This window comes from Pseudomonas sp. FG47 (assembly GCF_057809115.1).
The window spans coordinates 15,116-40,363 of record NZ_JBMDJI010000015.1; the positions used below are offsets into that span (position 1 = coordinate 15,116).

The 25,248-nt window shown below is 64.7% G+C and carries 23 protein-coding genes; 8 read left to right on the plus strand and 15 right to left on the minus strand.

The annotated features are described in order from the left end of the window. The first annotated feature begins 19 nt into the window (after positions 1-19). A complete protein-coding gene (locus tag ACODS5_RS13335) occupies positions 20-850 on the plus strand; it encodes an isocitrate lyase/PEP mutase family protein (protein WP_134689560.1) in 831 nt (276 codons plus the stop codon). A 6-nt stretch (positions 851-856) separates the two neighbouring features. Then, positions 857-1,546 carry an extensin-like domain-containing protein gene (locus ACODS5_RS13340; protein ID WP_489108897.1) on the plus strand — a complete coding sequence of 230 codons (690 nt, stop codon included), beginning with the start codon at positions 857-859 and terminating at the stop codon, positions 1,544-1,546. Between the two features lie 2 nt (positions 1,547-1,548). Here the strand turns inward: ACODS5_RS13340 and ACODS5_RS13345 are convergent, their stop codons facing one another. Next, positions 1,549-2,166: an energy transducer TonB gene (locus ACODS5_RS13345; RefSeq protein WP_134689558.1), complete on the minus strand. Its 618-nt coding sequence runs from the start codon at positions 2,164-2,166 to the stop codon at positions 1,549-1,551. A gap of 98 nt (positions 2,167-2,264) precedes the next feature. Here ACODS5_RS13345 and ACODS5_RS13350 point away from each other — a divergent pair, with 98 nt between their 5' ends. Next, positions 2,265-3,047, plus strand: a complete 783-nt coding sequence (locus ACODS5_RS13350) for a class I SAM-dependent methyltransferase (protein WP_489108898.1) — start codon at positions 2,265-2,267, stop codon at positions 3,045-3,047. Between the two features lie 12 nt (positions 3,048-3,059). Here the strand turns inward: ACODS5_RS13350 and ACODS5_RS13355 are convergent, their stop codons facing one another. Next, a complete protein-coding gene (locus tag ACODS5_RS13355; RefSeq protein ID WP_167659424.1) occupies positions 3,060-3,689 on the minus strand; it encodes a TetR/AcrR family transcriptional regulator in 630 nt (209 codons plus the stop codon). Between the two features lie 182 nt (positions 3,690-3,871). Between ACODS5_RS13355 and ACODS5_RS13360 the strand changes: the two genes are divergently transcribed. Both ACODS5_RS13360 and ACODS5_RS13365 read left to right on the plus strand, forming a co-directional pair. Then, positions 3,872-4,969, plus strand: coding sequence for an efflux RND transporter periplasmic adaptor subunit (locus ACODS5_RS13360; protein ID WP_489108899.1), 1,098 nt, complete (start codon positions 3,872-3,874; stop codon positions 4,967-4,969). Positions 4,970-4,975: 6 nt separating this feature from the next. Further along, positions 4,976-8,029, plus strand: a complete 3,054-nt coding sequence (locus ACODS5_RS13365; protein ID WP_489108900.1) for an efflux RND transporter permease subunit — start codon at positions 4,976-4,978, stop codon at positions 8,027-8,029. 110 nt (positions 8,030-8,139) lie between these two features. Here ACODS5_RS13365 and ACODS5_RS13370 read toward each other — a convergent pair whose 3' ends face one another. From ACODS5_RS13370 to plsB, 4 genes are all read right to left on the minus strand, one after another. After that, entirely contained in the window at positions 8,140-8,826 is a 687-nt protein-coding gene (locus ACODS5_RS13370) for a DUF4197 domain-containing protein (RefSeq protein WP_489108901.1), read from the minus strand. Positions 8,827-8,864: 38 nt separating this feature from the next. Next, positions 8,865-9,263 (minus strand): YbaY family lipoprotein, encoded by a 399-nt coding sequence (locus ACODS5_RS13375; protein WP_134689552.1) that lies wholly within the window; start codon positions 9,261-9,263, stop codon positions 8,865-8,867. Positions 9,264-9,352: 89 nt separating this feature from the next. Continuing rightward, the gene (locus ACODS5_RS13380; RefSeq protein ID WP_489108902.1) at positions 9,353-10,057 is read right to left on the minus strand and encodes a hypothetical protein; all 705 of its coding nucleotides are present in this window, start codon (positions 10,055-10,057) and stop codon (positions 9,353-9,355) included. Positions 10,058-10,196: 139 nt separating this feature from the next. After that, positions 10,197-12,683 carry a glycerol-3-phosphate 1-O-acyltransferase PlsB gene (gene plsB, locus ACODS5_RS13385; protein WP_134689550.1) on the minus strand — a complete coding sequence of 829 codons (2,487 nt, stop codon included), beginning with the start codon at positions 12,681-12,683 and terminating at the stop codon, positions 10,197-10,199. A gap of 228 nt (positions 12,684-12,911) precedes the next feature. Between plsB and ACODS5_RS13390 the strand changes: the two genes are divergently transcribed. Continuing rightward, positions 12,912-13,121 carry a cold-shock protein gene (locus tag ACODS5_RS13390; protein ID WP_011535295.1) on the plus strand — a complete coding sequence of 70 codons (210 nt, stop codon included), beginning with the start codon at positions 12,912-12,914 and terminating at the stop codon, positions 13,119-13,121. Between the two features lie 64 nt (positions 13,122-13,185). Here ACODS5_RS13390 and ACODS5_RS13395 read toward each other — a convergent pair whose 3' ends face one another. From ACODS5_RS13395 to ACODS5_RS13410, 4 genes are all read right to left on the minus strand, one after another. Then, positions 13,186-13,563, minus strand: coding sequence for a hypothetical protein (locus tag ACODS5_RS13395; protein WP_134689549.1), 378 nt, complete (start codon positions 13,561-13,563; stop codon positions 13,186-13,188). A 19-nt stretch (positions 13,564-13,582) separates the two neighbouring features. Beyond that, positions 13,583-14,395, minus strand: coding sequence for a putative RNA methyltransferase (locus tag ACODS5_RS13400; protein WP_134689548.1), 813 nt, complete (start codon positions 14,393-14,395; stop codon positions 13,583-13,585). Next, complete coding sequence (gene dapE, locus ACODS5_RS13405) at positions 14,395-15,546, minus strand: succinyl-diaminopimelate desuccinylase (RefSeq protein WP_489108903.1); 1,152 nt, start codon at positions 15,544-15,546, stop codon at positions 14,395-14,397. Before dapE ends, ACODS5_RS13400 begins: the two co-directional genes overlap by 1 nt. Before the next feature lie 172 nt (positions 15,547-15,718). Continuing rightward, on the minus strand, positions 15,719-18,310 hold the full coding sequence (locus tag ACODS5_RS13410; RefSeq protein WP_489108904.1) for a glycosyltransferase: 2,592 nt from the start codon (positions 18,308-18,310) through the stop codon (positions 15,719-15,721). A 241-nt stretch (positions 18,311-18,551) separates the two neighbouring features. On the opposite strand from ACODS5_RS13410, the gene tcdA reads away from it, so the two are divergent. Beyond that, on the plus strand, positions 18,552-19,361 hold the full coding sequence (gene tcdA, locus ACODS5_RS13415) for a tRNA cyclic N6-threonylcarbamoyladenosine(37) synthase TcdA (protein ID WP_134689545.1): 810 nt from the start codon (positions 18,552-18,554) through the stop codon (positions 19,359-19,361). Between the two features lie 14 nt (positions 19,362-19,375). Here the strand turns inward: tcdA and ACODS5_RS13420 are convergent, their stop codons facing one another. The 4 genes from ACODS5_RS13420 to ACODS5_RS13435 form a co-directional block, all read right to left on the minus strand. After that, on the minus strand, positions 19,376-19,786 hold the full coding sequence (locus tag ACODS5_RS13420; protein ID WP_134689544.1) for a SufE family protein: 411 nt from the start codon (positions 19,784-19,786) through the stop codon (positions 19,376-19,378). Next, the gene (locus ACODS5_RS13425; protein WP_134689543.1) at positions 19,783-20,988 is read right to left on the minus strand and encodes a cysteine desulfurase; all 1,206 of its coding nucleotides are present in this window, start codon (positions 20,986-20,988) and stop codon (positions 19,783-19,785) included. Before ACODS5_RS13425 ends, ACODS5_RS13420 begins: the two co-directional genes overlap by 4 nt. 77 nt (positions 20,989-21,065) lie before the next feature. After that, a complete protein-coding gene (dapD, locus tag ACODS5_RS13430; protein WP_134689542.1) occupies positions 21,066-22,100 on the minus strand; it encodes a 2,3,4,5-tetrahydropyridine-2,6-dicarboxylate N-succinyltransferase in 1,035 nt (344 codons plus the stop codon). A gap of 42 nt (positions 22,101-22,142) precedes the next feature. Continuing rightward, positions 22,143-22,490, minus strand: coding sequence for an ArsC family reductase (locus ACODS5_RS13435; protein WP_134689541.1), 348 nt, complete (start codon positions 22,488-22,490; stop codon positions 22,143-22,145). Between the two features lie 272 nt (positions 22,491-22,762). On the opposite strand from ACODS5_RS13435, the gene ACODS5_RS13440 reads away from it, so the two are divergent. Then, positions 22,763-24,409, plus strand: a complete 1,647-nt coding sequence (locus ACODS5_RS13440; RefSeq protein WP_134689540.1) for a Na+/H+ antiporter — start codon at positions 22,763-22,765, stop codon at positions 24,407-24,409. A 7-nt stretch (positions 24,410-24,416) separates the two neighbouring features. On the opposite strand, the gene ACODS5_RS13445 is transcribed toward ACODS5_RS13440, so the two are convergent. Continuing rightward, complete coding sequence (locus ACODS5_RS13445) at positions 24,417-25,139, minus strand: M12 family metallopeptidase (RefSeq protein WP_489108905.1); 723 nt, start codon at positions 25,137-25,139, stop codon at positions 24,417-24,419. Between the last annotated feature and the right edge of the window lie 109 nt (positions 25,140-25,248).

The window sequence follows — 25,248 nt, forward strand, 5'->3', positions numbered from 1 at the left end:
TAACGCGAGAGGTTGATCCATGGATGTGCAAACCCTGCGAGCCGAAGCCTTCAAGGCGCTGCATGAACGTGATGGCGCGTTCGTCATCGCCAATCCGTGGGATGCCGGTTCTGCGCGGTTGCTGGCCAGCCTGGGTTTCGAGGCGCTGGCCAGCACCAGCGCGGGCCTGGCCTTCAGCCTGGGGCGACCGGACGCGGAAGGTGCGTTGACCCTGGATGAGACCCTGGACAACGCCAAGGCGATTGTCGACGCCACGCCGCTGCCGGTGGCGGCAGACCTGGAAAACGGCTTTGGCGACCTGCCGGAGGACTGCGCGCAGGCCATCCTGCGGGCGGCCGAGGTCGGCCTGGTGGGTGGCTCCATCGAGGATGCCAGTGGCCAGGGCGCGGCGCCGATCTACGACTTCGAGCTGGCGCTGGCGCGGGTGCGTGCCGCGGTCCTGGCTGCCCGCAGCCTGCCGTTTCCCTTCACCCTGTGCGCCCGCGCGGAGAACCTGCTGCATGGGCGCCTGGATCTGGACGACACCATCAAGCGGCTGCAGGCCTATGCCGAGGCGGGGGCCGATGTGCTCTACGCGCCGGGGTTGCGCAGTGTCGATGAGATCCGCGCGGTGGTGCAGGCCGTGGCGCCTAGGCCGGTCAACGTGTTGATGGGGTTGGCAGGTGTGCCGCTGAGCGTGAACCAGTTGCAGGACCTGGGGGTCAGGCGCATCAGTGTGGGTTCGTCACTGGCCCGTGCCGCGCTGGGGGGCCTGCAGCGGGCAGCGCTGGAGATCCAGGGGCAGGGAACTTTCACTTATGGCGAGCAGGCGTTGCCTTTTGCCCAGCTCAATGACCTGTTTCGCCGCTGAGGCCGCATGCGCCTGACCCTGGCGCTGCTGGGAGGCCTGCTGCTGGCAGGCCTGGCTTGGCAGTTGCTGGGCTGGCGCCCGCCGGATACCTGGAACCCCTGGGCCGTGCTGGATGTGCGGCAGGCGCCGAACCTGCTGACGCCCTACAAGCTGTCACGCCTGCGCGATGATCCTGAGCTGTGTCGCCGGGCGTTGGCAACCTCGTCCCTGCGCTATCGACGGCAGGCGGACAGCCCTGAGGCTGCCAGTTGCCCATTGCGTAATGTCTGGCGCATCGATGGCGGCGATGTGCGTTTGAGCAGCAGTTTTCTAGCCAGTTGCCCGCTGGCGGTGGCCTATGCGTTGTTCGAGGTGCACGGTCTGCAACCGGCAGCGCAGCGTGCGTTCGGCCAGCCGGTGGCCCAGATAGATCACCTGGGCAGCTTCGCCTGCCGCAATGTCTACCATCGCAAACAGGGACGTCCAAGCCAGCATGCCACCGCCAATGCGCTGGATATCAGTGGTTTTCGCCTGAAGGACGGCCAGCGCATCGTACTGGCGCGGGACTGGCAAGGGCAGGGGATAAAGGCGCAATTCCTGCGTGAGGTGCAGCAGGTGGCTTGCGGGAGTTTCAGCACGGTGCTGGGGCCTGACTATAACGCCGCCCATCACAATCACTTCCACCTGGACATGGGGTTCTGGCAGATCTGCCGATGACCTCAGGCCTGTACGCGCACGTTGTTCAGCACCACCGGGCGTGCCCAGTGAATATCGAACTCCAGCTCGTTCTGTTGCTGGGCCAGGGTCGCTTCATCGAACGGCTCGGGCGCCGGGTCGAGCAGGTTCATCTCGAACTCGGCAATCGGCAGGAACAGTGGACGCGGCGAAGGACCGGGGCCTGGCTCGGCGATAGGTTGGCCCTGGCTCATCACCACCGGGCGCAGCCAGCTGTTGTTGATGTCCAGCTGGCGCTGCTGCTCGATCAACTCGGCAGTGCTGAACGGCTCGGGGGCAGGCGGCAACAAACGCGCCTCCAGCTCGGCCTTGGGCAGGAACAGCGGCTCGGGCGGCGCGACTTCGGTGTCGTGTACCGGCAGGCCACGCTGGGCATCGATCAGCGCCAGGGCGCGGGCGCCGCCGATGGGTTCGCCGCTTTCCTGGTCGTACTGCGCCAGGGCCTGGGCTGCGCCGTCGACCTCGCCTTGCTGCTCGGCCATCGCGCGGGCGAAGAAATCCTGCCACAGGTGGCTGACGCCACCCAGTGCCTGGGTATTCTGCCGACCGTAGTTGCCGACGGGCGACAGGTAGGTCAAGCCGATGGGAAGAGTATCTGACATGGCAGTCGCGCGCGTTGTGCTCTGGCAGAATAGCGGGAATATGGCCTGTATCGGCGTTGGCCGGGTTTTCATTAATTTATTTGCGAGTGCGGGATCGGATGGCAGAGCAACAGCAGGGCACAGGTATCAGGGTCGAGGCATTGGCCCCGCAATTCCAGGCGCAGGCCGTGGCATGGGCTGAGCGCCTGGGGTTGCCGCTGGTGGACGAGGCCGCGCAATTCGCTGTGCAGGTGGGCGACGAGGGTTTGCAGATCCAGCAACTGGGGCCGCAGGCGCCGGGCCCGGTGCGGGTTGATTTCGTCGAGGGCCAGGCTGCGCACAGGCGTTTGTTCGGTGGCGGCAGCGGGCAGATGATCGCCAAGGCCGTGGGCATCGCCCAGGGCGTGCGGCCGCAGGTGCTCGATGCCACGGCGGGTTTGGGCAAGGATGCATTCGTCCTGGCCAGCCTGGGCTGCCAGATGACCCTGATCGAGCGCCAGCCGTTGGTTGCCGCGCTGTTGGAGGACGGCCTGGCGCGGGCGCGGGGCAATGAAGAGGTGGGCGCGATCGTGGCGCGCATGCGCCTGCTGACTGGCAATGCCATCGAGCGCATGCGCGCCTGGGAAGGCGAGGCGCCGCAGGTGGTCTACCTGGACCCGATGTTCCCTCACCGCGACAAGAGCGCGCTGGTGAAGAAGGAAATGCGCGTGTTCCGGCCGCTAGTCGGGGATGACCTGGATGCGCCGGCGTTGCTCGAGGCAGCCTTGGCGTTGGCATCGCACCGGGTGGTGGTCAAGCGCCCGCGCAAGGCGCCGATTATCGATGGGCCCAAGCCGAGCCATAGCCTGGAAGGCAAGTCGAGCCGCTATGACATCTATCCCAAGAAGGCGTTGAAAGGCTAAGGCCTTCACCGGCTACTGCCGGTAAGCCCTGGCAAATACCCCAACCGCCTCTCGCACATGCGCCTCGGCCGCGTCGCCCTGCAAAGGCGGCGCATAACCGATCAGCAGGCGGTAGTCCGGCGCGCCCTTGACCAGGCAGAAAAAGTGCTCGGCCGCCTGCAACGGATGCTCGATGCGCAACAACCCCCGCTGGTCGACGTCGCGTAGCAAGCCTTCCATGCCCGCCAGTACCCGCTTCGGGCCGGCCTCGTAGAAGTACTGGCCGAAGCCTGGGTCCTGGCTGCCCAAGGCGATGATCAATCGGCTCAGCTTGACCGCCTCGTCACTGCTGATCAGCGCCTGGAAACCACGGGCGATGTTCAGCAGCACCTCTTCCACCGCCACCCCTTCGGGATACTCGAACATCAGGTCGGGCAACTGGTTCTGGCAGGTAGCCATGACGGCCATGCCGAACAGCGTCTGCTTGTCGGTGAAGTGGCTGTAGACCGTGAGTTTTGAAACACCTGCCGCCGCAGCGACCGCATCCATGCTGGTGTTGGCATAGCCAAGGCTGAGGAACAGCGACTTGGCGGCTTCGAGGATGGCCTCGCGCTTGGCCAGGTCCTTGGGCCGGCCTGGGCCGATGGGTGCGTCGTTGGACATTGGAAACCGTATCTGCTGGGAAAGGTGAGCATCTTACCGGGTCGCGGGCTGTCCGGCTGTAGCGTACGTCGCATGGCGAATGCACGTTTTCTCCTGTTTACCCGCTTCCCCGCCCCGTTTCGCTGACTTAATATACCGGCCAGTATAAATATTCGATGCGTCCTCTGCCAAAGGTCCTGCCCATGTTGCGTCGTGCGTTGTCCCTCGCCCTGCCTGCTGCCATCGTGCTGCTCACCGCCTGCGGCCAGGAGGCCGCGCCTCCTGCGGCTCCGCGCCCGGCGCTGGTGATCCAGCCCCAGCCCGCCGGGGCGTCCGCAGACAGTTATCCGGGCGAGGTGCGCGCGCGCTTCGAGCCGGAACTGGCCTTCCGCATTGGCGGCAAGGTCAGCAAGCGCCTGGTGGAGGAGGGGCAGCGGGTCAAGGCCGAGCAACCGCTGGCCGAACTCGACCCCCAGGATGTGCGCCTGCAACTGGAGGCCAATCGCGCTCAACTGGCCGCCGCCGAGGCCAACCTGGCGCTGGTGCGCGCCGAGCGCGACCGCTACCAGAAACTGCTCGAACGGCAAATGGTCAGCCATTCCCAGTTCGACAACGCCGAGAACCTCTACCGTGCCGGCCAGGCGCGGCTCAAGCAAGCCAAGGCCGAGTTCGAGGTGGCTGGCAACCAGGCCGAATATGCCGTGTTGCGCGCGCCGCAGGCGGGTGTGATCGCCAAGCGCCAGGTCGAAGTGGGCCAGGTGGTCGCGGCCGGACAGACCGTATTCACCCTGGCCGCCGATGGCGAGCGTGAGGTGGCCATTGGCTTGCCCGAGCAGCAGTTCGCCCGTTTTGCTGTCGGCCAGAAGGTCAGTGTCGAGCTGTGGTCGCACCCGGACCAACGCTTCGAGGGGCGCATTCGTGAATTGTCCCCGGCCGCCGATCCGCGCTCGCGCACCTTCGCCGCCCGTATCGCCTTCGCCTCCCGCAGCGCCCCGGCCGAACTGGGCCAGAGCGCGCGGGTGTTCATCGCCCACAGCGAGCGCGCGCCGTTGGCGGTGCCGTTGTCGGCGGTGACCGCCGAGGCGGGCCAGGCCTATGTCTGGCGAGTCGGCAAGGACAATCGCCTGGAGCGTGCCGCGGTACGCCTCGGCGCATATGGCGCCGACAGCGTGCCGGTGCTCGAAGGCCTGCAGGCCAGCGACTGGGTGGTGGCCGCCGGCGGCCATGTGCTGCGCGAAGGGCAGCAGGTCCGCCCGGTGGACCGCAGTAACCGTGAAGTGAACCTGACGGCCAAGGAGTAAGTCCCGATGGGTTTCAACCTTTCCGCCTGGGCGCTGCGCAATCGCCAGATCGTGTTGTTCCTGATGATCCTGCTGGCGGCGATCGGCGCCATGTCCTACACCAAGCTCGGCCAGAGCGAGGATCCGCCGTTCACCTTCAAGGCCATGGTCATTCGCACCTTGTGGCCGGGGGCGACCGCCGAAGAGGTATCGCGCCAGGTCACCGAGCGCATCGAGAAAAAACTGATGGAGACCGGCGAGTACGAGCGGATCGTCTCGTTCTCGCGCCCAGGCGAGTCGCAGGTCACCTTCATGGCCCGCGATTCGATGCATTCCAAGGACATTCCCGAACTCTGGTACCAGATCCGCAAGAAGGTCGCGGATATCAAGCACACCTTGCCGCCGGAGGCTCAGGGGCCATTCTTCAACGACGAGTTCGGCACCACCTTCGGCAATATCTACGCCCTGACCGGCGCCGGTTTCGACTATGCGGTGCTCAAGGACTACGCCGACCGTATCCAGATCCAGTTGCAGCGGGTCAAGGACGTGGGCAAGGTCGAGCTGGTCGGCTTGCAGGACGAAAAGGTCTGGATCGAGCTGTCCAACGTCAAGCTGGCCACCCTCGGCGTGCCGTTGAGCGCGGTGCAGCAGGCGTTGCGCGAGCAGAACGCGGTAAGCACCGCGGGCTTCTTCGAGACCCCCAGCGAGCGCCTGCAACTACGGGTGAGTGGCCGCTTCGACAGTGTCGAGCAGATTCGCCAGTTCCCCATTCGTGTCGGTGACCGTACCTTCCGCATCGGCGATGTCGCCGAGGTGCAGCGCGGTTTCAACGACCCGCCCGCGCCACGCATGCGCTTTATGGGCGAAGACGCCATCGGCCTGGCCGTGTCGATGAAGGACGACGGCGACATCCTGGTGCTGGGCAAGGCCCTGGAGGGCGAGTTCGCGCGTCTGGCGCAGAGCCTGCCGGCGGGCATGGAGCTGCGCAAGGTATCCGACCAGCCGGCGGCGGTGAAGGCCGGTGTCGGCGAGTTCGTCCAGGTGCTGATCGAGGCCCTGGCCATTGTCCTGCTGGTGAGTTTCTTCTCCCTGGGGCTGCGCACGGGCCTGGTGGTGGCGCTGGCGATTCCGCTGGTGCTGGCCATGACCTTCGCCGCGATGCACTACTTCGGCATCGGCCTGCACAAGATTTCCCTGGGCGCGCTGGTGCTGGCGCTGGGGCTGCTGGTGGACGACGCGATCATCGCGGTGGAGATGATGGCGATCAAGATGGAGCAGGGCTATGACAGGCTCAAGGCGGCCAGCTACGCCTGGACCAGCACCGCCTTTCCGATGCTCACCGGCACCCTGATCACTGCCGCTGGCTTCCTGCCGATCGCCACGGCAGCCTCGAGCACAGGTGAATACACCCGCTCGATCTTCCAGGTGGTGACCATCGCCCTGCTGACCTCATGGGTGGCCGCCGTGGTGTTCGTACCCTATCTGGGCGAGCGCCTGCTGCCGGACCTGGCCAAGCTGCACGCTGCCCGTGGACATGCCCCCGACCCTTACGGCACGCCGTTCTACCAGCGGGTGCGGCGGGTGGTGGAGTGGTGCGTGCGTCGGCGCAAGACGGTGATCGTGCTGACCATTGCCGCTTTCGTCGGCAGCATCCTGCTGTTCCGTTTCGTGCCGCAGCAGTTCTTCCCGGCCTCCGGGCGGCCCGAGCTGATGGTCGACCTCAAGCTGGCCGAAGGCGCCTCGCTGAACAACACGGCCGAGCGGGTCAAGCAACTGGAGGTGATGCTCAAGCAGCAGGACGGCATCGACAACTACGTCGCTTATGTCGGCACCGGCTCGCCGCGCTTCTACCTGCCGCTAGACCAGCAACTGCCGGCGGCGAGCTTCGCCCAGTTCGTGGTGCTGGCCAAGTCGTTGGAAGACCGCGAGCGCCTGCGCAGCTGGTTGATCGCCACCCTGGATGAGCAATTCCCCGACCTGCGCTCGCGGGTGACGCGCCTGGAGAACGGCCCGCCGGTGGGCTACCCGGTGCAGTTCCGCGTGACCGGCGAGCACATCGAGAAGGTCCGCGCCCTGGCCCGGGAAGTGGCGGCCAAGGTGCGCGAGAACCCGCACGTGGTCAATGTGCACCTGGATTGGGAGGAGCCGAGCAAGGCGGTGTACCTGGACATCGACCAGGACCGCGCCCGCGCGCTGGGGGTGAGCACCGCGCACCTGTCGAGCTTCCTGCAAAGCTCGCTGACCGGCAGCAGCGTCAGCCAGTACCGCGAAGACAACGAGCTGATCGAGATCCTCTTGCGTGGCACGCCTGAAGAACGCCGTGAGCTGGGCAACCTGGGCAGCCTGGCGCTGCCCACCGACAACGGCCAGAGCGTGGCGTTGTCGCAGGTGGCCACGCTGGAGTACGGCTTCGAGGAGGGCATCATCTGGCACCGCAACCGCTTGCCGACCGTCACCGTGCGGGCCGATATCTACGACAAGGAGCAGCCGGTAACCCTGGTCAAGCAGATCCTGCCGACCCTGCAACAGGTCAAGGACAAGCTGCCGGACGGCTACTTGCTGGAGGTTGGCGGCACGGTCGAGGACTCCGAGCGCGGCCAGCGTTCGGTCAACGCCGGTATGCCGCTGTTCATCGTGGTGGTGTTGAGCCTGCTAATGATTCAGCTGCGCAGCTTCTCGCGGATGTTCATGGTGTTCCTCACCGCGCCCTTGGGGCTGATCGGCGTGACCCTGTTCCTGCTGGTGTTCCGCCAGCCGTTTGGTTTCGTCGCCATGCTCGGGACCATCGCCCTGGCGGGCATGATCATGCGCAACTCGGTGATTCTGGTAGATCAGATCGAGCAGGATATCGCGGCGGGGCTGGATCGCTGGCAGGCGATCATCGAGGCCACGGTGCGGCGCTTCCGGCCGATCGTGCTGACCGCGCTGGCGGCGGTGCTGGCGATGATCCCGTTGTCGCGCAGCGTGTTCTATGGGCCGATGGCGGTGGCGATCATGGGCGGGTTGATCGTGGCCACGGTGTTGACCCTGTTGTTCCTGCCGGCGTTGTATGCGGCGTGGTTCAGGGTCCGGAAAGACTGAAAAGCGCAGGGGAGGGCTATGCCCTCCTTTCGCGGCACAAGGCCGCTCCTACGGGGGATCGCGGCGCGGCCTTGTGTCGCGAAAGGGCTGCAAAGCAGCCCTCATGGCCCTCAAAGAGCGCCGAACACCTTCTTGGCCAGGCTGGTGGCGGCACCGGCCGGGTTCTGGCGAATGCTTTCTTCCTGCTTGCCGATCATTTCGAACAGGCCATCCAGCGCCTTCTCGGTCACGTAGTTCTCGATGTTGGCGTCATCCTTGATCAGGCCCAGGCCCTTGGCCTGCCCGGCGAAGCTGTTGTATTGCTGGGCCAGGCCGACTTTGTCGGTGGCCTGCTTGACGATCGGCAGGAACTTGGCGCGGATCTGCTCGCGGCTGCTCTTGTTCAGGTACTGGGTGGCCGAGTCCTGGCCGCCGCTGAGGATGCCTTTGGCATCGGTCACGGTCATCTTCTTCACGGCATCCACGAGGATCGCCTGGGCTTGGGGCACAGCGGCCTCGGCGGCCTTGTTCATGCTGGTTTCCAGGGCTTCGACTTGATCCCCCTTGCCGAACATTTTCATCGCTTTGGCAGCCTTGCCCAGGTTGCCCGGCAGTTCGATGCGCACGTCTGGGTTGTTGCTGAAACCACCCGGGCTGCTCAGTTGCTTGACGGCGATCTGCGCGCCTTGGGTGAGGGCGTCTTTCAGGCCGCCGGAGGCGTCGCTCTGGGACAGGTCACCAAGGGACAGGGCCAAGGCGCTGGCCGACAGCAGCAGGCCGGCGCACAGGGTGGTGAAGCGCAGGGGAGTGCGGATCATGGGGATTTCCTTATGGGCAGAATATGAAACGAACGGGTTTAGCGGACCGGATCGACCTTGACCCGCACCGGCTGTGGGGCGCCGCCGTCGAGCTGGACGCCGTGGTGCTCGGTGTTGATGAACAGCAACTTGCCGTCCAGTTCGATACGCGCGCTCACTGCATAGCGGTGGCCAGGCTTGATCTGGGCAGGGTCGTAATCGAGGTGGAACGGCAGCGGCACGTTGCCTTTGACTGGGCCGGCCTGACGGGCCAGGATCACGGCCGGGGCATCCATCAACGATACGTCCTGCAGCTCGACGCTGAGGGTGGCGGCTGGCGGCAGGGCCATGCGCTGTAGATAGAAGACTTCGCCATCCAGGCTGGCCTGGTTTGACGCGGGGTGATGGGAACAGGCTGCGAGCAGGGATGCGCAACACAGCATGACAAGCTTTTTCATGGAATCTCCAAGGTCCTTGGGCCGGCTTTTAGCCAACCCAAGGACTTTAGCGGAAATTCACCGGCAGGGGTGACCTTGCCGTGGATCGATTACGCTTTGGGCTTGCGCAGCTCGATCTGCTGGCCGGACTCCCAGGTATTCAGGTCGATGTCGCGCACGTTACGACCGGCAACGATGCTGCCCGACGGCGCGCGCAGCATGAAACTCAGGTCGTGGCTGGCGCCGTTGTTCACCAGTACCTGCTTGTCGTAGTGCAGCGAGAAGGGAGCGTTGAGATTACGCATCTGGTAGACGTTCTCGGAGATCGAGTTGAAGACCTTCTGTCCCTCGTCGTTCAGGCTAACTCCATACAGGTTGACGAACAGCTGGTGCGCGGACAGGTCCTCGATGTCTGAAGCCAGTACCGTGCCAGTGATTTGTTTGAAGTCGGGGGCAGTCAGCGGCGACTGGCCCTGGCCTTGAACGGTGATGTCCTGCTCGACACGTGGAGTGTCGTGACCCAGCGACAGCTCGAGTTTGACGCGTGCCTTTTCGGAACCCTCACCCCAGCCTGCCAGCAGAATGGCTTCCAGTTCCAGTGTTTCATTGGCTTGGAAGGTACGCTTATCGACATGCAGCTGGTAGGGGATCGGCGCGCCGCTGTACTGCTGGGTGCAGGATGCCAGCCATTCGGCGCGAGGCACGATGCCTGGATGGGTCAGCGCCACCAGAACGCGCACCGGAGTGGCCTCGAATTGGGGAATGTTGTCGAGCTTGATCGAACCGCGCAGTTCGATGATGTTGTCAGTAGTCATAAAAATTCCTGTTTCAATCATTAGGTATGTACGGTGCTGGTAGCCAGCATCGGAACTGATTGTGGGAAACAGGAGGGGGGGCTGATCAGATGGAAGTTTTGCGCACGTGGGGTTGAGTTCCCCCCCCACGTACGTTGTCTCAGATGTTCATGCTGTCCTGTGGCTCGTCGCGATGCAACGCCACCTGGCGGATCGACAGGCGCAGCTCGGCCGACAGCACCCGCTTGGCCACACCTTCGGCCAGTTCGGCGAGCTTGTCGTGGTAACCCAGCTTGCCATCGCCATCGGGTTGCAACACCCCTTCGCGGACCAAGGTCTGGATGAAGTGGCGGAACAGGGTCTTGTCGAAGAACTCCGGGGCGTTGAGACCGTGCAGGATCGACAGGCGCTGGGCCATCATCACGCACAATTCTTCCAGCTCCTCGGCGTTCAGCGTGTGCTGGCCGCTGTTGAGCAGCAACGAGGTGGCCATGTAGAAGCGCTGCAGGGTCTGGGTGATGGTCCGCGCCAGCAGGGTCAGCAGCACGAACTGCCGCGAGCTCGGCGCCGGGCGCATGTACACCTCGCCCTCCTGGCGCAGCAGGCCCTGCTCGACCAGCGCCGCCAACCACTGGTCGATCACCTCGTCCAGTTGCTCGGGTGTCCAGCGCAGGAACAGCTCGGCTTGCAGGTACGGGTACAACGCTCGTACGTACTGGCCCAGCAACTCGCGGCTCATGCGCGAGCTGCTGAGGAAGAAGCTCGCCAGCAGCCCCGGCAGGGCGAAGATGTGCAGCACGTTGTTGCGGTAGTAGGTCATCAGCACCGCGTTGGCTTCGTCCAGGTAGAGGATGCGGCCCAGCGCGTCCTTCTGCTCGGCCAGCAAATCCATACCCAGTACGTGCTCGATAAGTGCCTTGCCGTCACCCTCGGGCAGGGTGGTGTGCGGCGAGTAGGGCACCTGGCGCAGCAGGGCCAGGTACAGGTCGAGCACGCGGGTCAGGGCACGTTCGTCCAGGGCCAGGCGGCTGGTCGACAACAGGGCCAGGGCCACCAGGTTGACCGGGTTGATCGCCGCGGCCTCGTTGAGGTGGCGGGCAACGGTCTCGCCCAGGCGGGTGGTGGTCTCGTTGAGCCAGTCCGGGCGGAACTGCGGGGCCAGCGCCTGTTCGCGCCAGCCGGGTTGCTGCTGGTCGAGGAAGCTGTTCAGGCGGATTGGCTCGCCGAAGTTGACGTACACCTGGCCGAAGCGCTGCTTGAGCGCGCCGATAACCTTGAAGATGTCGAAGATCGACTCCTTCTTCTTGCTGGCGCCGCGCAGCTCGCCCAGGTAGGTGCGGCCTTCGAGCACCCGCTCGTAGCCGATGTACACCGGGACGAAGACGATTGGCGTGCGCGATGAGCGCAGGAAGCTGCGCAGGGTGATCGCCAGCATGCCGGTGCGCGGCTGCAGCATGCGCCCGGTACGCGAGCGCCCGCCCTCGACGAAGTACTCCACCGGGAAGCCCTTGGTGAACAGGGTGTGCAGGTATTCGTTGAACACCGCGGTGTACAACGGGTTGCCCTTGAACGTGCGGCGCATGAAGAACGCCCCGCCGCGCCGCAGCAGGCCGCCGATCACCGGCATGTTGAGGTTGATGCCGGCAGCGATGTGCGGCGGCGTCAGGCCGTTGCGGAACAGCAGGTAGGACAGCAGCAGGTAATCGATGTGGCTGCGGTGGCAGGGCACGTAGATCACTTCGTGGCCCGGGGCGATGCCCTGCACCTGCTCGATATGGTTGACCTTGATGCCGTCGTAGATCTTGTTCCAGAACCAGCTGAGCACCACTTCGAGGAAGCGGATGGCGGTGTAGGTGTAGTCCGAGGCGATCTCGTTGCCGTAGTGCAGCGCCTTGGCCTCGGCCTTGGCGTAAGGGATTTTCTCGCGGTCGGCCTCGTCGCTGATCGCCTGGCGCACCAGCGGGTCGTGGACCAGGCCCTTTACCAGGTTGCGTCGGTGCGAGATATCCGGGCCGATCACCGCCGTCTTGAGGTTGCGAAAATGCACGCGCATGACCCGCTGGGCCATGCGCACCGTGCGTTCATGCCCCTTGTTGTGGGCGACCAGCTCGCGCAGGTGGATGGGGGCGGAAAACTGCACGCGGGTCTTGCGCCCGAGGATCAGCACGCTGAGCAGGCGCCGCAGGCGGCCGGTGACGGCCCAGCTGTCGGCGAACAGCAGTTTCCACGGGCTCGACTCGCTGGCCGGGGTCTGGCCCCAGAACACGCTGACCGGGATGATCTGCGCGTCTTCCTCGGCGTGCTGGCTGATCGCCGCGACCAGGCGCTCGAGGGTGGGCGGCGCGCCGCGTTTGTCCTGGCGCCCGAGCCAGTCGGGGTCGGGGGTCAGGTAGAAGAACGCCGCGGGCTCCTGCAGCGGGCCGACGGCCACCGGCAGTACCGGGCGCGGCAGCCCTGCTTTGGTGCACTCGTGGTCGACCACGGCCAAGTCGGTGAGCGACGGCGAGGAGAGGGCATAGAACACCGGTCGGCTGCGGTCGAGCTTGAGCGTCAGCGAGGACTGGTTGATGGTTTCGGAGCGCACCCACAGGTAGAGAACGCGACGCAGGGCGCCGAAGATGAGGCGGCGCAGGGGAGAACGGGTCATGGGGTGGGCCCTGGGTGGAAGTAACGGTGTTTTTTCAGCGCGTTAGTCTGCCGTATCTGCGTAAGTTCAGCAAAATTCCGCCATAAATGCCCCTGTCATGAATTTTTTTTGTTCCCTGTCATATACTCGGCCTGCCGCTTGCAGGATATTCGTGCAAGCTGCGTCGGCGCGGGCGGTGAGCCCATGCCAGCAAGGCGATCTTCAAAATAAAAATCCGGAGTAGTTCAGATGTCGTCTCGTGAGACTGGGAATGTGAAGTGGTTCAACGATGCCAAGGGTTATGGCTTCATTCAGCGTGAAGGTGGTGCGGACGTGTTCGTCCACTATCGGGCTATCCGCGGTGAGGGGCATCGCACCCTGGTCGAGGGGCAGCAGGTGGAGTACGCACTCGTGCAGGGCCAGAAAGGCCTGCAGGCAGAGGATGTAGTCGGGCTCTGAGCCTTCTGGCTGCACGCTCAAGCTGCAAGTTGTCCGTGGAACTTGCAGCCTGATGCGAACGGTCTCAGCTGGTACGCCAGGTGATTTCCTCTTCACCGTCGGCGCTGATGCGGATCCAGCGATCAGCATCTTCTTCCCCGTCTTCTTCCGCCCAGCTACCTGGCGCGCAACGCACTTCGACGTTGAGCGCGGCGAACGCCGCGCGGGCGCAGGCGATGTCGTCGTCCCAGGGGGTCTGGTCGCTTTCCAGGTACAGGCTGTTCCATTTCCCCACAGCCTTGGGTAACCAGGTGACCGGAATGTTACCGGCCGTGCACTTGAAGGTCTGGCCTTTTTGCTTCCATTCGCTGCACGGGCCCAGGGCCTGGGCCAGCCAGTCGGCGATCTGCTTGTGATCGACCTCGTCGTCCTTGAGGTAGATCTCGATATCGGGTTGACGCATGGGGGGCTCCGGTGTGTGCTCAGTCTTGGCGCACAAAATAGTCATAACGCATGGAAACGGTGACCTCGAACGGCTCGGGCTGGTCGATGACCTGCGCGCGTTTCTCGGCGCTGGCGCGCCAGCCGTGCGGGGTCATGGCCAGCAGGTCGGCGCGGGCCTTGGCCTCGACCAGGCTCAGGCGAAACTCCAGGGTTTCGCTGTGGGCGTGGTGCATGCCTGGCGGCACCAGCGCCAGGTGCTTGTCGTCGGCGTAGGGGCGTACTTCATCGTAGAGCACCTCGCGCAGTTCCAGCAGGTGGCCGCTGGTCGGGCCCACCCGCATCAGGCCGCCACCGGGGGCGAGCAGGCGCTTGGCTTCGGCCCAGTCCAGCGGGCTGAACACGCTGGCGATGAAGCCGCAGCAGGCGTCGGCCAGGGGCACGCGGGCCATGCTGGCGACCATCCAGGTGAGCTGCGGGGCACGGCGGCAGGCGCGCTTGACCGCCTCGCGGGAGATGTCCAGGGCATAGCCGTCGGCTGCCGGCAGGGCCTGGGCGATCTGTGCGGTGTAATAGCCCTCGCCGCAACCGATGTCCAGCCAGGCGCCTGGCTGGCGCTCGGCGGCCAGTTGCGCCAGGCGCCCGGCCACCGGCGCATAGTGACCGGCGTCGAGGAAATCGCGACGGGCTTCGACCATGGCTTGGTTATCGCCTGGATCGCGGCTGTTCTTGTGCTGCACCGGCAGCAGGTTCAGGTAGCCCTGGCGGGCGCGGTCGAAGCGGTGGCCGGCTGGGCAGGCCACGCCGTTGTCGAGACGCGCCAGGGGCGCCTGGCAAAGAGGGCAGGCGAGCATCAGGCGAGCAACCGTACCATTGTCTGGTAGTAGATCTCGGTCAGCAGGTCGAGATCGCTGGCCAGGATGCGCTCGTCCACCTGGTGGATAGTGGCGTTGACCGGGCCGAGTTCGACCACCTGGGTGCCCATGGTGGCGATGAAGCGGCCATCGGAGGTGCCACCGCTGGTCGACGGTCGGGTCTCGCGGCCGGTGACGGCTTTGATGCTCGAGGACACCGCATCGAGCAGGTCGCCCGGCTCGGTGAGGAACGGCAGGCCCGACAGCGCCCAGTCGATGTGCCACTGCAACTGATGCTTGTCGAGGATCGCCGCGACCCGCTGTTGCAGGCCTTCGACGGTCGACTCGGTGGAGAAGCGGAAGTTGAACAGCGCGGTCAGCTCGCCCGGGACCACGTTGGTGGCGCCGGTGCCAGAATTGAGGTTGGAGATCTGGAAGCTGGTCGGCGGGAAGAACGCATTGCCTTCGTCCCAGTGCTCGGCGGCAAGCTCCGCCAGGGCCGGCGCGGCCAGGTGGATCGGGTTGCGTGCCAGGTGTGGGTAGGCCACATGGCCCTGCTTGCCGCGCACGGTCAGGGTGGCGCCGAGCGAGCCACGGCGGCCGTTCTTGACCACGTCGCCGAGCAGGCTGGTGCTCGACGGCTCGCCGACGATGCACCAGTCCAGGCGTTCGTTGCGCGCTTTCAGGCGCTCGACCACGGCCTTGGTGCCGTGGTGGGCCGGGCCTTCCTCGTCGCTGGTGATCAGGAAGGCGACCTTGCCGCGGTGGTTCGGGTAGTTGTGCACGAAGCGTTCGCAGGCCACCACCATCGAGGCCAGGCTGCCTTTCATGTCGGCGGCGCCGCGGCCGCAGAGCATGCCGTCGGCGTCGATCAGTGCCTCGAACGGTTCATGCTGCCACTGCTGCACGGGGCCGGTGGGCACCACGTCGGTGTGGCCGGCGAAGCACAGCACCGGGCCGGCCTGGTTGCCATGGGTGGCCCAGAAATTGTCGACGTCCTCGAAGCGCATCGGCTCGAGCTGGAAGCCGACAGCGCCCAGGCGGTTCATCATCTGGGTCTGGCAGTCGGCGTCGACCGGGGTGACCGACGGGCGGCGGATCAGCTCGCAGGCCAGTTGCAGGGTAGGCGAAAGCTCGGCTGGGGCCGTCATTGCAGGACTCCGGGGCAAGGCAGGGCGGGAAATCTGAGGGGCGTTATCTTATATCAAACGGCGGGCCGCTGTGCGGCCCTTTCGCGACACAAGGCCGCTCCTACGGCAGTGTGCGATCCCCTGTAGGAGCGGCCTTGTGTCGCGAAAGGGGCGCACAGCGCCCCCGGTATTCTCAAGCCTGTTGTGTTTCGGCGGCCTTTGCGGCGGGCTTGGGCAGCGACGACAGCAATGCCATCACCAGCGCCGCCAGGTAAGGCAGCGACTGCACCAGCAGCATCGCCACCCAGAAGCGCATGTCCGAACTTGGCAGCCCCTGCACCAGGTAGATCCCCAGCGCCGCGCCCCACAGTAGCAGCATGATGAACAGCTCTTCGCGGGCTTCGGCAAGCGCCACCAACAGGCCATGGCTGTCGGCATTCTTCGGCGTGCGGAAGAACGGCATGCTGTTGGTGAAGAAACCGTACAGCACCGCCTTGGCGATGGTATGCGACAGCGCCAGCCCTGCCAAAGCGGCGGCGAAGGCATCCTTCAGGTCGACCCCCACCGCGCGGCGGTAGAGGAACAGGATCTTGCCGACCTTGAAGAAGAACAGCGCCAGCGGCGGGATGGCGAACATCATCAACGGCGGGTCGACCCGATGCGGCACGATGATCATCGCCGCTGACCACAGCAGCGCGCCGACGGTGAAGAAAATGTTCATGCCATCGGCGATCCACGGCAGCCAGCCGGCCAGGAAGTGGTAGCGCTGGCCACGGGTCAGTTCGCTGTCCTTGCCGCGCAGCAACGCGCTGGCGTGGTGCTTGATGATCTGGATGGCGCCGTAGGCCCAGCGGAAGCGCTGCTTCTTGAAGTCGATGAAGGTGTCGGGCATCAGGCCCCTGCCGTAGCTGTTGTGGGCATAGGCGGCCGACAGGCCCTTTTCGAACACGCGCAGGCCCAGCTCGGCGTCCTCGCAGATGCACCATTCGGCCCAACCCAGTTCTTCGAGCACGCTGCGCCGGGTCATGGTCATGGTGCCGTGCTGGATGATCGCGTCACGGTCGTTGCGGGTGACCATGCCGATATGAAAGAACCCCTTGTACTCGCTGTAGCACAGCTTCTTGAAGGTGCTTTCGTGCTGGTCGCGATAGTCTTGCGGCGACTGCACCACGGCGATCTTCGGGTCGGCGAAATGCGGCACCATGTGCTTGAGCCAGTTGCGGTCGACGCAGTAGTCCGAGTCGATCACCGCGATCACCTCGGCGTCCTTGGCCGTGTGCGGGATCAGATAGTTCAGCGCGCCGCCCTTGAAGCCGGCCAGCGGTGCGACGTGGAAGAACTTGAAACGCTCGCCCAACTTCTCGCAATGGGCCCTCAACGGCTCCCACACGGCTGGGTCCTTGGTGTTGTTGTCGATCACCAGCACTTCGTAGTCGGGGTAGTCCAATGCGGCGAGGGCGTCGAGGGTCTGTTTCACCATCTCGGGTGGCTCGTTGTAGCACGGCACATGCACCGAGACCTTCGGGCGGTAAGCGCTGTCGGCCTGCACTGGCAGGAACTCCCGTCGGCGCTTGTGAATCCACACCGCCTCGGCCAGCTCATGGGCCTCGGTCAGCAGCACGATGAACACGCCCAGGGCACCGAGCGCCAGCAGCACGCCCACGGTCAGGCTGAACCAGGTGCTGTACTGCTGACTGTAGTCATAGGCGATCCACACCAGCACCGAGCCGCACAGGAAGGTGATGAAGGTGAGGAAGGTACGCCCGCGCTGGCGCAGGGCCGAGCCGTCGATCAGCAATATGGCCAGGGCGATCATCGCCAGCACCACCGAGGCCACGGCCAGGGCACGCCACTGCGGGATCGCCACGATCGGCCCCTCGAAGTTGAATTTCTGCTGGCGCTCGGCGTTGTACACGCCCCAGTAGGCGCCTACCGAACCTTCGTCGCTGGCCTTCCATGGTTGGTCGTAGGCCTCGATGACGAAGTAGTTGTAGCCGCGACGGTTGAGGGTGTTGACCAGGGTGCGCAGGTAGATGGCCTGATCGGCCTGGGTGGCGTCGGCGCCGCCGCGCATGCGGCCATTGCTCGGCCAGCCGACCTCCGAGAGCAGCAGCGGCTTGCGCGGGAACTGCTTGCGCAGTTCGCGGGCGCGGTCGAGGACGAACTGCACCGAGTCCTTCATCGGCACGAACTCCCAGTACGGCAGGATGTGCGCGGCGATCAGGTCGACATGCTTGGCAAGTTCCGGATGTTCCTTCCAGATATGCCACTGTTCACTGGTGGTCACCGGGACCTTGACCGCGGCGCGCACCCGGTCCAGGTAGCCAATCAGTTGCTCGGCGCTGACCTCCTCGCGGAACAGCGCCTCGTTGCCGACCACCACCCGCACCACGCTACGCGAAGTATTGGCCAGGCCAATGGCCTTCTCGATCTCGCGTTCGTTGCGTTCCTGGTCATTGCTGATCCAGATACCCAGGGTAACGCGCAGGCCAAGCTCCTCGGCCAGGTGCGGCACTTCGGCCTGGGTGCCCTCGACGGTGTAGATGCGGATGTTGTCGGTCAGCTTGTTGAGTTGCTCGAGGTCCTGGCGGATTTCCTCCTCGCTGGGGTACTGGCCCTTCTGCGGGCTCTGGCCCAGGCGGAACGGCGAGTAGGAAAAGCCGGAGACCTGCTCCGGCCAGGCAGGGGCGGATACCGGGCGGTTGATCAGGGCCCAGAACCCGGTGAACAGCGCGGCGATGGCCAGCACCACCACCAGGTTGAGACCGAATTTGCGTGATGACATAGGTGTTCGTGGTTCCGAAGAGAGGCGCGGGGCGTGGTGTCTGGCTGTAAGTCCTACACTGCCAGGGCAGGCAATGCGTTGGATTTTCGACAAGGGATGAAGTTCTTGGCCCGCTCGCTTGTCGTTCAGATCGTCTTACGTAATAGGACATTAAAGCAGGCTTGGCAGGACTCTTGCCAACGCCGTCCCGGAATCACGCTGCTTGGCCTATAATGCGCGCCGGATTTTTCGAGGTAGCAGCATGAGCACAGAAGACCCACGCTTCGCCGGCGTTGCCCGGCTCTACGGCGACGACGGCCTGCAGCGCCTGCGCCAGGCCCATGTGGCCATCGTCGGTATCGGCGGGGTGGGCTCGTGGGCGGCCGAAGCCCTGGCTCGCAGTGGCGTGGGCGAGATCAGCCTGTTCGACCTGGATGACGTGTGCGTCAGCAACACTAACCGTCAGGCCCATGCCCTCGAGGGTCAGGTCGGGCGCGCCAAGGTCGAGGTGATGGCCGAGCGCCTACGCGCCATCAACCCAGCCTGCACGGTGCACGCGGTGGCCGACTTCGTCACCCGCGAGACCATGGTCGAGTACATCACCGAGCAGTTGGATTGCGTGATCGATTGCATCGACAGCGTGATGGCCAAGGCCGCGCTGATCGCCTGGTGCCGGCGGCGCAAGATTGCCGTGGTCACCACCGGTGGCGCCGGCGGGCAGATCGATCCGACGCAGATCCAGATCGGCGACCTGAACAAGACCTTCAACGACCCGCTGGCCTCGCGGGTGCGCTCGACCCTGCGCCGGGACTACAACTTCTCGCGCAACACCAGCCGCAACTATGGCGTGCCGTGCGTGTTCTCCAGCGAGCAACTGCGCTATCCCAAGGGGGATGGCAGCGTGTGCCTGCAGAAGAGCTTCGTTGGCGAAGGTGTGCGGCTGGACTGTGCTGGTGGGTTTGGCGCGGTGATGATGGTGACGGCCACCTTTGGTATGGTGGCGGCGAGCAAGGCGGTGGAGAAGCTGGTGGCCGGAGCGCGGCGCCCGTCGGAGCGGGCCAAGCCCCTGTAGGAGCGGCCTTGACGTCAGTGAGTGGTCGCCAGGTCGGCCATTCTCAGCAACACCGCATGCAGCCCATTGCTGCGCGACGGTGACAGCTGGCGCTCCAACCCCAATTGGGTAAACCAGGCGCCCAGGTCCAGCACCGCTAGCTCGTCGCTGGCCAAGCCCTGCACCCGTACCAGCAGCAGTGCCAGCAAGCCGCGCAACAGGCGTGCATCACTAGCGGTTTTGAAATGCCACTGACCATTTTCCTGATGTGCCACCAGCCACACCAGGCTTTCGCAGCCGTGCACCCGGTTGGCCTCGGTCTTCTCGCTGTCACCCAGTGGCTCCAGCCGATCGCCCCACTGCATCAGCAGTCGCGCCCGCTGCTCCCACCCTCGCGCCTGTTGGAAACTCTCCAGCGCCTGGCTGGCCTCGGCCGACAGGCTCATCGCAGCAGCTCCAGGCCCTGGTCGAGCGCGTCGAATAAACGTTGCAGGTCATCGCTGTCGGTATAGAGCCCGAGAGAAACACGGATCGCGCCCTCCAGCCCCAGCCCCTTGAGCAAGGGCATGGCGCAGTGATGCCCGGCGCGTACGGCAATGCCTTGTTCCGTCAGCAGGTGGGCGATATCGGCGTTGTGCACCCCTTCAATGACGAAACTGGCGAGCGCCGCTTGCGGTGAGCCAAGCAGACGAACCCCTTCCCGATCAGCCAGGCCGCGTACCAGGTGTTGGTGCAAGGTGGCCTCATGGGTGGCCACCGCGTTGGCGTCTAGGCTGGCCAGGTAGTCCAGGGTTGCACCCAGGCCGATCACCCCGGCGATTGGTGGGGTGCCTGCCTCGAAGCCCAGCGGTGTAGGGCGGAAACTGGCGGTCTGGTACTCGGCGAGCTGGACCATTTCGCCGCCAAATTGCCAGTGGCGCAGCAGCCCCAGCGCCTGGGGGCGGCCATAGAGCACACCGACGCCTTCCGGGCCGTAGAGCTTGTGGCTGGAGAATACGTAGAAGTCACAGGCCAGCTGTTGCACATCGTGACGGCCATGGACCACGCCCTGGGCGCCATCGACCACCGTCAGGGCACCCTGGGCCTGGGCATGGGCCAGCAGAGGCGCCAGCGGTTGCCAGGTGCCCAGCACGTTGGACAGCTGGCTGATGGCGAGCAGGCGGGTGCGCGGGCCGATCAGTTGCAGGGCCTGATCCAGGTCGACATGGCCCTGCTCGTTTACCGGCAGCACCACCAGGCGCAGTTGGCGACGTTGCGCCATTTGCTGCCAAGGCAACAGGTTGGCGTGGTGTTCCAAGGCACTGATGGCGATTTCGTCGCCGGCCTCGAAGCGGTGTTCCAGGCCATAGGCCAGCAGGTTCAGCGCCGAGGTGGCGCCGTGGGTGAAGATGATCTGCCGTGAGTCGGCGGCATTGAGCCAGGCGGCGACCTTGTCGCGGGAGCCCTCGAAGGCCTGGGTGGCCAGGGCGCCGGGCAGGTGCTGGGCACGGTGCACGTTGGCCGCGCCATGGCCGTAATAGTGGCTCAGGGCATCGAGCAGGGCCTGGGGTTTCTGCGTGGTGGCGGCGCTATCCAGATAGGTCTGGTGCTGGCGTTGCAGGGTGGCGATGGCGGGAAAGTCGGCACGCCAGGGGGAGGGTTGGAACATGGTCGCGGGGCCTGGAATGAAAATCGGGTCTGCCTTCAAGAGCAAACCCGATCTTATCACTTCACGCCTGAGGGGAATCAGTTGTGGGCGTGCAACGCCTCGTTCAGCTCGATGGCCGACTTGTGGGTCTTGCACTCCACGGCGCCATTGAGCGAGTTGCGGCGGAACAGCAAGTCGGTCTGGCCGGCCAGATCGCGTGCCTTGACCACCTTGACCAGCTGGTTGTTCTCGTCCAGCAGGTTCACCTTGGTGCCGGCGGTGATGTACAGGCCGGCCTCGACGGTGTTGCGGTCGCCCAGCGGAATGCCGATACCGGCGTTGGCACCGATCAGGCAACCTTCGCCGACCTTGATGACGATGTTGCCGCCACCGGACAGGGTGCCCATGGTCGAGCAGCCGCCGCCCAGGTCCGAGCCCTTGCCGACGAATACGCCGGCCGACACGCGGCCTTCGATCATGCCCGGGCCTTCGGTGCCGGCGTTAAAGTTGACGAAGCCTTCGTGCATGATGGTGGTGCCTTCGCCGATGTAGGCGCCCAGGCGCACACGGGCGGTGTCGGCGATGCGCACGCCGGCCGGGACCACGTAGTCGGTCATCTTCGGGAACTTGTCCACCGAGAACACTTCCAGCAGTTCGCCCTTGAGGCGCGCTTCCAGTTGCTGCTCGGCCAGCTCGGCCAGGTCGATGGCGCCCTGGCTGGTCCAGGCCACGTTTGGCAGCAGCGGGAAGATGCCGGCCAGCGACACGCCGTGCGGCTTGACCAGGCGGTGCGACAGCAGGTGCAGCTTGAGGTAGGCCTCTGGCGTGGAGGCTAGAGCAGCGTCTTCGGCCAGCACGGTGGCGACCAGCGGCTTGTGGCTTTCGGCCAGGCGGGTCAGCAGGGCGGCTTGTGCGGCGTCCACACCCTTGAGTGCTTCAGCCAGTTGCGCGGCCTGGGCGGTGGTGAAGGCGATGGCCTGGTTGCCGCCCTCATAGCCGAGGATCGGCGCGACGGCGGCTACCAGCTCGGCCGACGGCTTGAGCACAGGCTGCGCGTAGAAGACTTCCAGCCAGGCACCCTGGCGGTTCTGGGTGCCGACACCGAAGGCCAGGCTGAACAGCGATTGAGACATGCGATTACCTCATGCGAAAAGGGGATGGAGCGTAATGCGGGATCAGGTCAGCGCAGCGGCGTACAGGTCGGGCTTGAAGCCAACCAGGGTACGCTCGCCAAGGTCGAGTACCGGACGCTTGATCATCGACGGTTGGGCGAGCATCAGTTCGACGGCCTTGGCCTGGTCGAGGTCGGCCTTGCTGGCGTCGTCGAGCTTGCGGAAGGTGGTCCCGGCGCGGTTCAGCACGATTTCCCAGCCATGCTCGTCGCACCAGCGGTTGAGGCTGTCGCGGTCGATGCCCTGGGTCTTGTAGTCGTGGAACTCGAAGCCGATGGCCTGTTCTTCAAGCCAGGTGCGGGCCTTTTTCATGGTGTCGCAGGCTTTGATGCCGTAGAGAGTGTAAGCCATTGAATGCCTGGGGCAGCCTGGGCGTGCCCGATACTCCTTGAAGAGGGGGTAGGGCCGATTATGCGGTATCGACAGGGTTGGCGCCACGGCTGCGGGCTTATCGGTACGGGGCGATGTGTGTCACGGCGTCACTAGTAGCATTGTGTTACATATTCGTTGAGCGGCTGCGACTATCGTGCAGCGGTCCAAGATAGACGTAGGCCGCTAACATATTGTTTCAATGGCGATGTTGCCCCCGCTATCGTTTCTCGAATCACACAGGAAGTTTGCCGATGCAGTCAGCTTATACCGTTCTTATCCTGCTGATGCTGGTGAGCGTTTCCAAACTGGTGGGGCGCCTGTTGCCGCTGCCGCTGCCGTTGGTGCAGATCGGCGCCGGTGCCTTGCTGGCGTGGCCGACCCTGGGCCTGCATGTGGCGCTGGACCCGGAGCTGTTCCTGTTCCTGTTCCTGCCTCCGCTGCTGTTCGCCGACGGCTGGCGCATGCCCAAGCGCGAGCTGTGGCGCATACGCGGGCCGGTGGTGGCACTGGCGGTGGGGCTGGTGCTGTTCACCGTGGTCGGCGCCGGGTACTTCATCCACTGGCTGCTACCGAGCATTCCCCTGCCGGTGGCCTTTGCCCTGGCGGCGGTGCTGTCGCCCACCGATGCGGTGGCGGTCTCGGCCATCACCCAGGACCGCCTGCCCACGCCGCTGATGCACATGCTCCAAGGCGAGGCGTTGATGAACGACGCCTCGGGCCTGGTGACCTTCAAATTCGCCCTGGCCGCCGCCATCACCGGCGTGTTCTCGCTGACCGAGGCCAGCTTGACGTTCGTCCTGGTCGCCCTGGGCGGCCTGGCGGTGGGGGTGGCGCTGAGCTGGTTGGTTGGGCGCCTGCGCATGTGGATGATCACCCGCGGCTGGGACGATCCGGCCACCCACGTGGTGTTCATGCTGCTGCTGCCGTTCGCCGCCTATGTGCTGGCCGAGCGCCTAGGGGTGTCGGGCATCCTGTCAGCAGTGGCCGCCGGCATGATGCAGAGCTGGCTCGACCTGCTACCACGCCAGACCAGCACGCGCCTGCTCAATCGCAGTGTCTGGTCGTTGCTTGAATTCGCCTTCAACGGCCTGATTTTCCTGCTGCTGGGCCTGCAATTGCCGGACATCATCAAAGCGGTGATCAGTGACGAAGCGGCGGTATGGCCGACCCTGGCCTGGCGCTGCCTGGATGTCGTGGCGATCTTCGCCGCGCTGGTATTGCTGCGCTTCGTCTGGGTCCAGAGCATCTGGCGCGCCATTGGCGTGGTGCGGCGTTGGCGTGGCAAGCCGGCGTTGGTGCTGATGCCTACCGCGCGTTCCTGCTGGCTGCTGACCCTGGGAGGGGTGCGTGGAGCGGTGACCCTGGCCGGCGTGATGTCGATTCCGCTGCTGATCGGAGCGGGCCAAGCCTTCCCAGAGCGTGACCTGCTGATTTTCATCGCTGCCGGGGTGATCCTGTTGTCGCTGGTCAGTGCCGTGATTGCCCTGCCAATCCTGCTGCGCGGCGTCACCAAGAGCCCGGATGAGCGCCTGCAGCAGGAGGTTCAGGAGGCTTGGCGACGCACGGCGGAGGCCGCGATCCATGCCTTGGAGGCGGAAGAAGTGACCGACGCCAACACGCCGCAGGATGCCGCCCAGGCGGCCCTGGCGGTCGAGCTAAAGGCGCGGTTGATGGCCGAATACCGAGACGAGCTCGAGAGCTACAACGACAGCGTCGAGGCCCGTGCCCTGGCCGAGCAGATGGACCTGCTGGAGCGCCGCCTGCGCGTGCGGGCACTGCGCGCCCAGCGCCTGGAGTTGTACAACTTGCATCGCCAGCATCGAGTAGGAGATGAGGTGGTGCGCCAGGTGCTGGGCGAACTGGACTTGAGCGAGGCCAAGCTAGGGCAGCTCAGATAGCCGCAGGCTATTCAGGGATCGGATAGATCATGCTGATGAACTGCTTGTCCTTGTTGCTGAGCTGGAAATTCCAGTCCGATGACCAGTCCGTCAAGGTCAGCGATTGGTCGATGGCGTAGTGCATGATTGACTCCTTGTCATAGCGCAAGGTGATGATGGTCTCATAGGTGATCGGCAGGTAATTCTGCCTGATCAACCGCTCCAAGGTTTCCGCGAAGGCTGGGTCCTCGCGTTCCTCTTGCGTGAACTTCGCTGCGACGTACTCCCGCACGGCGTCCAGATCCCAGGGAATATTGGCCTCGGGATGCTGGTGCTCGTGGTAGAGGCCCAATGCATGTCCAAACTCATGCAGCACAGTAAGTTCGAAGCGCGGATGACCCGGCTTGATACCCAGGGTCATGGTCTCATCGTCCGGATCCGGCCGGTACTTGCCGTAGTTGCTTTGGTTCAGGGTTTCAGGGGCGTCGGTCTCGATGTATATCTCGGCCGAGCTATCATTGTCTTCGCGCAGTTCGAATGTCAGGTTAGCGTGATCGAGCCATTGGGTGGCGGCGCTCATTATTGCTTGCTTGAGGGATTCCTCTGGCGCGCCGCGGAACGAGACGCCCAGTGTCTGGCCGGGGGCCCAGAAGGTCTCTGGCAAACCGATCGAGCGGGTGGAGAGGGTGTGCTTGCGGCGCAATGTCTTGCGTACTTGATGAACGGTTTTTTCGAGTAGGATGTGTTTCATGTCATGTACCTTTTTGTGTAGGAAATCCCACTTTAAAAAGGTCATGGGTGCGCAATGCGGTACATATTGCTACGGGTGGCGCCCGATAAGTTTTTGAACCAAGGGGCGC